Origin of the sequence: Polaribacter sp. WD7 (assembly GCF_003335085.1) — a bacterium.
Taxonomy (GTDB): Bacteria; Bacteroidota; Bacteroidia; order Flavobacteriales; family Flavobacteriaceae; genus Polaribacter.
The window spans coordinates 1-12192 of the sequence record NZ_QPEJ01000018.1; the positions used below are offsets into that span (position 1 = coordinate 1).

Here is a 12192-nt window from a genome sequence, read left to right on the forward strand (position 1 = left end):
ACAAAGCCTAATCCTTTTTCTAATTGTGCAAAAATTGCTTGATTGTTTTCTGATACTTCGTTTTTGGTTGGTACATTAAATGTGCTCATAATTTTATGCCTGCTGCAAACAGGACTTTTTTTTATTGATTGTTAATTATTGTTCGTTATTTGTACAAAATTCTTGTTCTAAATTGTTGTTCTCGTATGTTTGATATCCCCAACAGTTTGGGCAATCTGTTCTTTCTATGTTGCTCATAATTTTATGTTTTTAAGTGATTATTTTTTATATGTTGCAAAGATGCAACCAACATTTATGTTTAAAAATGGACAAAAGTTCTTACTGTTTGGACTGAAGAGATTTTATGCTAATCTGTTAATTTTGTCTCTTAAGTTTCTTTCTGTAATTAGCCCTGTATGTCTGTCTACCGGTTTTCCGTTTTTGAAAAAAATAAGCGTAGGTATATTTCTGATGCTATATTTTGCTGCTAATTCTTGATAGTCATCTACGTCTACTTTTTGAATGAGAACATCATCTTTTAGCTCGTCTGTTAATTTATGAATAGTTGGTAATAATTTTTGGCAAGGGCCACACCACTCTGCATAAAAATCTAATAAGACATTACCGTTATTTTCTATAATACTTTTTACGTTTAGGTGTTCTATTTGTGTTTCCATTTTGGTTGTTTTTTAAATTCTTTTATTTGTTTAAGAATTATGATTCGTATTTGTTTTAAATTCTTTTGTTTTGTTTTGACACTGCAAAGATGCAACCGAAAAGAAGGTTTAAAAATGGACAAAAGTTCTTACTGCTTGGACTATGAAAAAAAGTTTGCAAAAATGCTTGCGTGAAGGATTGAACAAGATGTTTGAGCTCTTTTTAAGTTTGATAAAACTTAAAAAAGCGAGTTGTGAAAGCCTGACCTGAAAGGGCACGCCCAAAATAAAAAACGTAAAGTATGTATAAGATTAATACTCCTTTTTAAATTGCAAAGGAGATTTAGAAATGGCTTTGGTAAAGAAGCGAGTAAAATAAGCAGGGTCATTAAAACCGAGTTCAAACGCAATTTCTTTTACATTTTTATTTGTGTAAATAAGTAAGCGTTTGGCTTCTAGTATAATTCTGTTTTTAATAAAATCTGAAGGTGTTTTACTGCCTATTTTTTGAAAATGTTTGCTAATGGATTTTGGAGAAACACCCAACCTATTTGCGTAATCTGTAACGGAGTGTAAATTTCTAAAATTTTGCTCTACGAGTACACTAAAATCTTTAAACAAACGGGTTTCTGTGTCTTCTTTAATAACGTGGTTTTCTTTTTGCACACGTACAGCACAAATCATAAATTGTTTTAGATAAGCTTGCAACATATCGTACTGAGCAGCTTCGTTTTGTTGAAACTCATCTACTAAGCTTTCTAAAATAAATTGGAGTTTTTTGGTGTCTTTTTTACAAGGTTTTACAAACGGCGTTTCGTAAACGTTGTTAAATAAAATTCCGTTACAGGCTACTTCTTTATCGTGGGTTTGAATACAGTAAAAATCTCTAACAAAAGTAAATTTATAGGCTGTTTTTATTTGTTCTGAATCTACCGTAAAAACTTGTCCGGGAGATAAGAAAAACAACACATTGTCTTGAAATTCAAATTGCTCAAAATCAATATTATAGGTTCCTTTACCTTCTTGTATCCAATAAATAGAATAGGCATTTTGTTGTACTGAATGATCTATAGTACACGCCTTTTCAAATTCTACTGTACTTAATGTAAAGATGTCTTTATAGGTATATTTTGTTATTTCTTGAACTGCCATTTGTTTGGTTGATTTGGACTGATTGCAATTTAGTTCAAAGTTATTAATCTTCTTTAAAAAAGTTCTGTACTTAATAAAATAATTTCTTTATTTAAAAATTCATTAAAATCAGCTTCAGAAGGATGCCCTAAAAATGGAGCGTGAAAAAAGTTTGTCATATCATTTCTCCAAATCATTGCATAACTAATACTGCTACTTCTAATGGCTTTGTATAAACTTTCTGTAAACCAATTGTTATTTACTAAGTTTGTTAATCCTGTTTCTGTAAGTGCAAAAAGTTTGTTTTTTTCTGTAGCAATTTCTTCTACTATTTGTAAGTTTTTTATGGCTGTGTTTAAAAATCTTCTGTTTCTAAAATCGTACACATCTATGCCTAATAGATCTACAAAATCATCTCCAGGATAATTTCTTAAATATTCTGACCTACTAGAAACAAAGTTTGGTGCGTACACATAAATTAAATTGTGAACGTTAAATTGATTGGACAGAATTTGAACAGTATCTCGCCAAAGTTGTTTGTATTCTTCTGTAGTTCTAAAACCTTCTCCCCAGAAAAAGAAATCGCCATTCATTTCGTGCCAAGGTCTAAATAAAACCGGAATAGGATTTCCGTTTGTATCTACCAAACGATTTAAAAGTAGAGCTGCTCTTTCTAAACGTTGTATAAAAGACTCTCTAAATTGACCACCTTCTAAAAGCGATGTTACAATACCATTAAAATTTCTTCTATCTCCTAATAAACTAAAACCATTTGGATTTGCATAATGCCAACTTATGGTAATTATGCTTCCGTTTTCATGTGCTTGTATTACTTTTTCTGCAAATTGATTGATAAAACCCTCTAAGAAACTTCCTTCTGGTTGTAAACCTATTAGTTCTAAATCGAAACCAGCTATAGCTGGATGATCTCCTGTAACCTCAAAAAAATCGTTATCTAGCTCGTTGTTAACTGGAAAGTTATTACCTGTTCCAAAAGGTTGTTGTTGCCCAAAAGCAATTCCGCTTTGTGTAATCTCTATGAGTCTGTTGTATAGATCTCTAGTTTGTTGATTTATATTTTGATCTGCAAAGTTATTTGGATTTGTAACTAATAGAGGCAATCTTTCTGCATTAATATCAAATAAATCTTCTTCTTTAGTACAACTTGAAAAAAGAATTATGATAGAAAATAGTAGCGATAAGTATTTCTTCATACATTTTATGTCGCTTAAAGCCCATTGTTTTTACATGCAAGTTTAAAAATGTTATTCTTTTTTGTTATCTTTAAAAAAAGATTGCAACTTACTCACCTATGAATGCTGAATTTTCTATAGCCCTAGAAATTTTTAAAAATTATCCTCTTTCTAGAGAAGAGGTAATGTTTATTAATGCTCAGTTTGAAATGGTTGAAGTAAAAAAAGGAGATATTATTTTGCACCCTGGTATGTCTGCTGAGTATCAATATTATATTTATAGTGGCTGTTTACGTTCTTATTTTATTGATAATTATGGAAAAGAAAGCACCATACAATTTGCTATAAATGATTGGTGGATTAGTGATTACACCTCTTTCTTTACAACAGAAAAATCTGTAATGTGTATAGATTGTATTAGAGATGCTCAGATTTATAAAATTTCTAAATCAGACACAAAAATCTTATACAGAACCATACCTAAAGTAGAGTCTTTTTTTAGAATAAAACTAGAAAAAGCTTTTGCTAACTTTCAAAAAAGAATTTTAGAACACCTAACACTTTCTGCTAAAGACAGGTATATAAAATTTATTACCAATTACCCAGATATAGAACAACAAGTAAAAAATTATCATATTGCATCTTATCTAGGTATTACCAATGAGAGTTTGAGTAGAATTCGTAAATCAAATTCGTAAAGTTTATTTCTTATCATAGGTCATTTTTTTACTGTGGGATGGACCCTATTTTTGTATACACACATAGTTATGAAAAACATTTAAAGATATTACCCCCCAAATCTAATTTTCAAATATGTTTATAAGAGCGTAAGTTAAAACTTACGCTCTTTTTAATGTATTTCTAAAAATTTTTTACTGAAAAGCCTAAAGTAATAAACCGATCTTGCTGTTTTTACTTTTGTATAACCTAGCTTTCAAAAGTATGTAGATAATTTATTTTGAAATTTAAAAATTGGAAATTCTAACCCAATACCTGCTTGCCATCTGTAATTTCTTTTTTGTTAAAGAGAAGGTTATATATAACTTTTACTCATAATAACCATCTTTTTTAAATGAGTAATATTTTCTTTTACCCAATTGATACCTCGTAACGTGCTAATCGTTTCTTTGCCGTTAAATTGAGTAAGATTAAAATTGGTACATTTTACCTGATTATAAATGAGTTACAAAAATAAAACTTTAAGGTGTTTTTTTCATTAAATTAAAGACTACAAAAACTAAACATACAGGAATTACCCAACCTAAGCTATAATTTGCTAAAGGAATACTATTTTTTATTCCTGTTAAGTTTTCTTCTGGAATTACAAACCCTAAAAAATCAGGGATGCTAAATAGAAATGTTACCAAAACTACAGCTCTAAACACCCGTTTAGAAGCAAATTTTTCTGGAACAATGTTTAGTAAAATTAAAACTATAGTTATTGGGTATAAAAACATTAGTGCTGGCACTGCTATGGTAATAATAAAGTCTACTTGATAGCTACCTACAACAATACCAATAATAGAGGCTGTTGCAGCTGTAATAGTATACGCTTTTTGAGAGTTATTGCATATGCCTTTTATATAATCTGCAGTTCCTGTTACAATACCTACTGCTGTTGTAAAACAGGCCAAAGCCACTAAAATACTTAAAAAACTTGCCCCTAAACCACCTAAGGTTTGGGCACTTAAACTAGATAATATTTCAATTCTTGAAGCGTTTTCTACAAAAGTAGATGAGAATAAAGAACCGCTTAAAATTAAACCTCCGTATATCAAAAACAAACCTAAACCTGCTATTATTCCTGCTTGTCTAATTAATTTTTTTCGCGCTTTAAAGCTAGTATGTGTGCTATAATTTAAAGAAATGATAATTACTGCACCTACAACAACCCCTCCAATAGCATCAAAGGTTTGGTATCCTTCTAAAAGACCATCTACAAATGGGATTTTAAATGTTGATGGAAGAATAGTTTCTGGTGAAGAGAATATAGCCACACCTATAATGATGAGTAAAATTGTGACAATAACTGGGGTTAGAAATTGCCCAATCAAGCCGATAATTCTAGATCTATTCATCGCAAATATAAAAACCAAGAAAAAGTAAATAATACTTGTTAATACTGGTGCTGTACCAAAAAAGGGTTGTACAGTCATTTCATGAGTTACAGCAGCAGTTCTTGGAGAAGGAATTGCAATGGCTATAGTGTAAATTAACAAACAATATGCAGTACTAAAAAAAGGAGAAACTTTTTTACCAAAATCGAATAAGGTACCTTGTAATTTGGCGTGTGCAAAAATAGCTAAAATAGGGATAGTTACTGCTGTTGTTACAAAACCTAACACTACAACCCACCAATCTAAACCAGATTTAACCCCTAAAGTTGGTGGTAATATCAAATTTCCTGCACCAAAAAAGAGCGAAAAAAGTGCAAAACCAGCAATCCAAATTTCTTTAGTTTTGTTCATTGTTTTATGAATTTTTATTGTTGGAATATACATATTTTTGTTTGATGCAAAAGTCAATCACTTTTAAAAATGCAACTATTTCTTTTTCAGATGTGGGCAAAGGTACTGCAGTTGTTTTACTACATGGGTTTCTAGAAAATGCCACTATGTGGAATACAGTTGTACCTCATCTTTCTCAAAGAAACCGTGTAATTACAGTTGATTTATTGGGTCACGGAAAATCTGATTGCTTAGGCTATGTGCATACCATGGAATTGTTTGCAGAAACAATTGAAGCTGTTTTAAAACAGCTAAAAATTCGAAAATATATTTTGGTAGGGCACTCTTTAGGTGGCTATGTTTCTTTAGCAATTGCCCAAAAAAATAGTACTAAAATAAAGGGAATTTGCTTAGTAAATTCTACTTCTAATGAAGATTCTGAAGATCGAAAAAATTTAAGATTGAGAGCCAATAAAATGGTACAGCAAAATTTTGAAAACATGGTAAGAATGTCTATTTCAAATTTATTTGAACCACAAAATTTATCTAAATTTAAAAAAGAAATAGATTTTGTAAAAACAGAAGCGCTAAAAACTTCTTTACAAGGATATATAGCCGCTAATGAAGGTATGCGTATTAGAAAAAAAAACAACGGTATTTTAAGTGAAAATAATTTTAAAAAGTTGATTGTTTTTGGTGAAAAAGATCCTGTATTAGATTTTAAAACGTCAATTAAAGAGGCAAAAACAACAAATTCTGAAATTGTTGTTTTTTCTGGAGGGCATATGAGTCATATAGAAAATAAAGATGAGTTGATAAGTACTTTACAGACTTTTATTAAACGTTGCTAAAACTAGATATATAAACTATCTTTGATTATCTTATAAAAATAATGGAAGGAGTTAGTTCAATTACGTTTATATCTTTTGTGTATTTTACACTATGCCTATTATTAGGTTTTTTTTTACTTTCTGTAAAATCAAAAAACCGCATAAGCAATATACTTTTTGCCTCTTTTTTATTTTTAACCGCCATAGATATTAGCGCTTATTTTCACAACTTATTTTTTAAAGGATTTAGCAATTTTGTAATGGCTAAAAGCTTATTGGCTTATTTACAAATGCCCATTCTTTATTTTTATGTGCTGTCTGTTTGCTACAGTGATTTTAAGCTAAAACCCAAACATCTATTTCATTGTATTCCGTTTGTTGTTGGTAATTTAATTTTAGTAAATCGTTTTTATACTAAAGATGCTAGCTACATTGCCAATTTATGGAAAGATTTTAATGGCATTTGGGAACTAGTTTTTATTCATTTTTCAATTCATTTACAATTTATATTTTATATTGTTTTAATTTTTATTGTTTTAAACAAATACAAAAAAATTTACTATCAAAATTTTTCAGATACAGCTACCAAGACTTACGACTGGTTATTTCAGTTTACCTTAGTTTCTGCTATAGCTCATAGTTTTGTAATTATAAAAAGTATTTTAAAGTATGTAGATGGTAATTTTAGTTTTCCTATTGCACAAATAGTAGTTAGCATAATTGGTTTATCTATAGTGATCTGGCTTGTTTTTAAAGCCTTAAAATATCCAGAATTGTTTAAAAGTGTAGATTCTAAAATAGAAGTTTTTAGTACTGATGAAACAAAATGTACGGAAGACACTGAGCATTTAGTAAAGCTAGATAATTTTATGAAAAAGCAAAAGCCCTATCTAAATTCATCTTTAACGCTCAGAAATTTAGCTCAAGAAATTAAAATCAATTCTAGAGAGTTATCAATTTTAATCAATCAAAACTTAAACAAACATTTTTTTGATTTTATTAATGAATATAGAATTAACGAAGCTAAAAATATTTTAAAAAATCCTTCTAAAAAAGAATACACCATTTTAGAGGTTTTATATGACGTAGGTTTTAATTCAAAATCTTCTTTTAATACTGCTTTTAAAAAACATACAGGAGCAACACCTTCTGAGTACAGAAAACAATTTTACAACTAAAAATGGAAACGGTAACTTTTACTAATATTATTGGAATTATCATAACATTTATATTGTTACTTTTAGCTTTTTTTATTTATTCTGTACCCTCATCAAATAAAATTAGCAATAAACTTTTTGCTTCTTATCTGGTTCTTAATGCCATAGAATTTACAGGTTTTTATAGCTCTCTTATTTTTAATGAACCCAATAATTTACTGGTTGCTTCAAGAGAATTCTCTTACTTGCAAATGCCTGTTTTATTTCTGTATATTTTATCAGTTTGCTATTCTGATTTTAAATTGCAATGGAAACACCTATGGCATGCTATACCTTATATTATTGGTAATTTGGTAATGCTACCTAGATTTTATATGGGATCTACAACCCAAAAAATTGAGTTATTCACTAATTTTAATTCGCTATACGAATCTTACTTTTCTCATATTGCATTACATTTACAATCTGTCTTTTATCTTACGGCTGGTTTTATTGTTTTAAAACGCGCCAAAAAGATTTTTAAAGAAAATTACTCTAGCAACACTATAACAACATACAATTGGTTATTTCAGTTGCTATTATTTACTGCTTTTCTTTATGGTTTTGCAATTATAAAAAATGTTTTAAAGTTTTTTGGAGCACCCGAATTTTTTGAAATTTCGCATAAAATCTTAGTAATTTCTGTATTAAGTTTTGTGTGTTGGTATGTTTTAAAAGCGTTAAGATATCCGCAATTATTTACAGGGGTAGATTCTAAAATATTGTTATCTACAGATTTGGCTAAAAAATTAAATACAAAAGAAAATACAAAAAAGATTGAGCAACTTTCTTTATTTATGATAAAGAACAAACCCTATTTAAATCCGTCTTTAACACTTAGACATTTAGCAGAAGAAATTCAAATGAATACAAGAGATTTATCGGTTCTTATCAATCAAAGTTTAAACAAACATTTTTTTGATTTTATTAATGAATATAGAATTGAAGAAGCCAAAAACATCTTGAAAAATCCATCTAAAAAAGAGTTTACGGTATTAGAAATTTTGTATGAAGTGGGTTTTAATTCAAAATCTTCTTTCAATACCGCCTTTAAAAAACATACGGGATTAACACCTACTCAATTTCGTAAATCTATTTAAAATCAATTACTTAGCGTAAAGTCGAACGTTTAACAAATAAAGTCGAACGGATTTCTATAGTAGAAATCCGTTCGACTTTATGTTTTCGGTCGCACAGTATTGCTTTCCATTGCACATTTGCAGCAACAAAAACAAATACGATGAAAACAACAGTTACAATTACAGTTTTATTTTTAGCAATTACATTTAAGTCATTTAGTCAAAATATTCATCAGAAAATAGATTCTATTTTAAAAGTAACACACCAAAAAAATCCGAATATTAGTATAAGTTTAGGTCTTGTAAAAGATAATCAACTGTATTTTAAAGCCTACGGAAATTTAAGTAGAATAAGTGATCAAAAAGTTGATGAAAATTCACTTTTTGAGATTGCTTCTATCACTAAAATTATAACAGCAAATTTAATTGCACAGGCACAACTAGAACAAAAATTAAAAATTACTGATTTTATTGATGATTATTTGCCCAATGCATATCAACTAAATAAAAATCTACAGCAAAAAATTAAAATTTCTGATTTAGCTTCTCATCAATCAGGTTTACCAGATATTGATTTCAGGTCATTAATTATGGCAAATTCTCAACAACCTACAGATGCTGTAAATCAAGAGACATTATCAAAAATAATAAACAATTGCAACGAATTAATTGATTTCGGCAACTATAGATATTCTACAATTGGCTACATTTTATTAGGTCAAATTTTAGAAACTGTTTACAAAAAAACGTATCCAGAAATTTTAAATGAAAATTTAATACAACCTTTAAAATTAACAAGTACGTATTCAACAGATTTTAATGTTGATAATAAGGTACAGGGCTATAATTCAGAAGGTGGAACACAAGAACTTTTTAACTGGGGCATTACTGGTCCTGCTGGTTTGGTAAAATCGAATACTTTAGATATGGTTACTTATTTAAAAATTGTTTTAAACCAAAAAAGCCGTTTAGGAAAAGCTGCTATTTTATGCGAAAAGATTAAATATAACAAAGATGGAAGGCAATTAGGGTTAGGTTTAAACATAATAAAATACAAAAAAAATACTGTTTTTCTTAAAACAGGAGATGTATTAGGGCAATCTTCAATAATAGCTTATGACAGAGAACATAAATGGGGACTTGTCTTTTTTTTAAACCAAAGAAATCATTCATTAAGACAAGAATTATTTAAAAACATATTTGAAATCATTAAAACAAAATAAAGATGAAACCATTTAAACTACTTATATTTTTGCTTTTTTCTAGTTCATTATTATCACAAACAATGACAGGAAAAGTAACAGACAACTTAGATGTAATTCCGTTTGCTAATGTTGTTTTAAAACAACAAAATACTATTGTAACCGGAACAACTACTTCAGACGACGGTTTGTTTGAACTCAAAATTACACCAGGCAACTATACTTTAGAAATAAGTTTTTTAGGATACAAAACCTATACAAAAGACATTAATGTTAAAAGCAATCTAAATTTAGGAACCCTACTACTACAAGAAGATGCACAAGCATTAAATGAAGTTGTGGTAAAAACAGAAAAAAGAGTTTTAGAAAGAAAAATAGATAGAGTTATTTTTAACGTTGAAAAAAGTATTGCTGCAACTGGTGGTAATGGTGTTGATGTATTAAGAGTTACACCAGGTGTACAGTTACAAAATAATGCTTTATCTATTTTAGGCAAAGGAGCAACTCAAGTAATGATTAATGGACGATTGTCTCCTTTAGCGGGAGATGAATTGATTGCTTTTTTAAGCGGGTTTGCTGCTGATGATATCGTAAAAATTGAAGTAATTACTAGCCCTCCAGCAAAATATGATGCTTCTGGAAACGGAGGATTAATTAATATTATCTTAAAAAAAGGAGCTCAAAACTCTTGGAAAAATGCAACTACTCTTTCTTATAATCAAAACAAGTATAATTTTACAACGCTAAACAATAACTTTTTTTACAACAAAAACAAAATTTCTTTATCTGCAAGTGTTAATGGAAGTATAGGCAATTTCCAAAACTTAGAAGGATTAGTTATAGAGTATCCAACAAATATTTGGGATATTGATATAGAAGGAAAACAAAAAACAGATCAAATATCAGGTCGTTTTTTAATTGATTATGCCGTTTCTGATAAAACTACCTTCGGTTTTCAATATTTAGGAAATACTACCACACCTGGGATTGACGTTGTAACAACTTCAAAGATATTTGACACCAATAATATTTTTGAAAGAAGTCAAGAAAACCATGCTCAAAATGAAGTAGAAAACAACAACCATTCTGCAAATTTTCATATCATTTCTAAATTAAATGATTTGGGAAAACAAATTTCTTTTGATGCAGATTATTTCACCTTCACATCAGATAGAACTTTAGATTATTTTACAGAACAGCTTGATATTGACGGAAACTCTCAAGGCATAAGTTCATCTGCGTTAAACATAGCAAACCAAAAGATAGAAAATTTTAGCAGTCAAATAGATATAGATGTTCCGCTAAAAAAGGTAAACCTTTCTTATGGTACAAAAGTAAGTTTTACCAATACCAATAGTGGCGTTTTATTTTTTGATACTACTTCTGGAATGGAGGTTTTAGACCCAAATCAATCCACAGATTTTAAATATGAAGAAAACGTTTTGGCAGCTTATTTTTCTGGAAACTCAAAATTGAATGACAAATTAACAATGCAGTTTGGATTGCGTTTTGAAGACACCAAAACAATAGGAATTAGCACAGATACCAATCAAGAAAATATAAATAATTACAGTAAATTTTTTCCTACTTTATATTTGTCTTATACTAAGAATGAAAATAATAATTTCAATTTTTCATATGGTAAGAGAATAAACAGACCTAATTTTAGAGATTTAAATCCGTTTCGTTTTTATATTAATGACAACAGTTATAGTGTAGGTAATCCGTTTTTACAACCTTCTTTTTCTGATAATTTTGAAATTTCTCATCTCTACAAAAACAACTTTAATACCAGTTTTTCTTTAAACATAACTACAGATGGTTTTGGAGTATTTTTTAACACAGATATCATAAATCAAGATCAAATTGTAACTCGAGAAAATTATTTCAAAAAATACATTTACACACTTCAAGAAAGTTTTTCTTATTCTAAAATCTCTTGGTTTAAGAGCCAAAATAGCATCAATGTATTAGCATACATTACAGAATTGACAAAAGACATTGATGCCGAAGTTAATAATGGTATTCAATTTTATGCAGAATCAAACAATACGTTTTTCTTAAATAAAAGCACAAAATTGCAGGCTAATGCTTGGTACAGTTCTTTTCATAATGACGGGTTGTTTAGTATCGGGCAATTGTTTCACTTATCATTTGGGCTACAACATGATTTTAAGAATAACTTAAAACTCTCTATGTTATTTAGCGATGTTTTAAACACTGGTAGTTTAAGAGATTACAACTCTACTGTAAATGGTATAGAACAAAGTTATAGTCAAAATGCAAGCTCTAGAAACTTTAGAATTTCATTGTCTTACAATTTTGGAAACAAAAAAGTAAAGGTTAAAAACAGACGTTTTGGTAATGATGATGAACAAAGAAGGAGTAATTAATATTCTTTTTTAGAATACAAATAGCGAGTCTCTTTCTATTCAGAAAATACCCTAGTGAGACATTAAGAACAAGAGTCTTTAAAGCT

The 12192-nt window shown here is 28.9% G+C and carries 10 protein-coding genes; 6 read left to right on the top strand and 4 right to left on the bottom strand.

Annotated features, from left to right (window positions below; genetic code table 11):
- Positions 1 to 341 precede the first annotated feature (341 nt).
- The 3 genes from trxA to DUT90_RS09210 form a co-directional block, all read right to left on the bottom strand.
- On the bottom strand, positions 342 to 656 hold the full coding sequence (gene trxA / locus DUT90_RS09200) for a thioredoxin (RefSeq protein WP_114426895.1): 315 nt from the start codon (positions 654 to 656) through the stop codon (positions 342 to 344).
- A gap of 291 nt (positions 657 to 947) precedes the next feature.
- A complete protein-coding gene (locus DUT90_RS09205; protein WP_114426896.1) occupies positions 948 to 1787 on the bottom strand; it encodes a helix-turn-helix domain-containing protein in 840 nt (279 codons plus the stop codon).
- Positions 1788 to 1840: 53 nt separating this feature from the next.
- Positions 1841 to 2980 carry a glycoside hydrolase family 26 protein gene (locus DUT90_RS09210; RefSeq protein ID WP_114426897.1) on the bottom strand — a complete coding sequence of 380 codons (1140 nt, stop codon included), beginning with the start codon at positions 2978 to 2980 and terminating at the stop codon, positions 1841 to 1843.
- 98 nt (positions 2981 to 3078) lie between these two features.
- On the opposite strand from DUT90_RS09210, the gene DUT90_RS09215 reads away from it, so the two are divergent.
- Positions 3079 to 3657, top strand: coding sequence for a Crp/Fnr family transcriptional regulator (locus tag DUT90_RS09215; RefSeq protein ID WP_114426898.1), 579 nt, complete (start codon positions 3079 to 3081; stop codon positions 3655 to 3657).
- A gap of 501 nt (positions 3658 to 4158) precedes the next feature.
- On the opposite strand, the gene brnQ is transcribed toward DUT90_RS09215, so the two are convergent.
- Complete coding sequence (gene brnQ, locus DUT90_RS09220; protein ID WP_114427652.1) at positions 4159 to 5427, bottom strand: branched-chain amino acid transport system II carrier protein; 1269 nt, start codon at positions 5425 to 5427, stop codon at positions 4159 to 4161.
- A gap of 44 nt (positions 5428 to 5471) precedes the next feature.
- Here brnQ and DUT90_RS09225 point away from each other — a divergent pair, with 44 nt between their 5' ends.
- The 5 genes from DUT90_RS09225 (at position 5472) to DUT90_RS09245 (ending at position 12106) form a co-directional block, all read left to right on the top strand.
- Positions 5472 to 6257: an alpha/beta fold hydrolase gene (locus DUT90_RS09225; RefSeq protein ID WP_114427651.1), complete on the top strand. Its 786-nt coding sequence runs from the start codon at positions 5472 to 5474 to the stop codon at positions 6255 to 6257.
- A 239-nt stretch (positions 6258 to 6496) separates the two neighbouring features.
- Positions 6497 to 7414: an AraC family transcriptional regulator gene (locus tag DUT90_RS09230; protein WP_258848534.1), complete on the top strand. Its 918-nt coding sequence runs from the start codon at positions 6497 to 6499 to the stop codon at positions 7412 to 7414.
- A 2-nt stretch (positions 7415 to 7416) separates the two neighbouring features.
- Positions 7417 to 8532 (top strand): AraC family transcriptional regulator, encoded by a 1116-nt coding sequence (locus tag DUT90_RS09235; protein ID WP_114426900.1) that lies wholly within the window; start codon positions 7417 to 7419, stop codon positions 8530 to 8532.
- A 140-nt stretch (positions 8533 to 8672) separates the two neighbouring features.
- Positions 8673 to 9734, top strand: a complete 1062-nt coding sequence (locus DUT90_RS09240; protein WP_114426901.1) for a serine hydrolase — start codon at positions 8673 to 8675, stop codon at positions 9732 to 9734.
- A gap of 62 nt (positions 9735 to 9796) precedes the next feature.
- Positions 9797 to 12106: a TonB-dependent receptor domain-containing protein gene (locus DUT90_RS09245; RefSeq protein WP_258848535.1), complete on the top strand. Its 2310-nt coding sequence runs from the start codon at positions 9797 to 9799 to the stop codon at positions 12104 to 12106.
- Positions 12107 to 12192 lie beyond the last annotated feature (86 nt).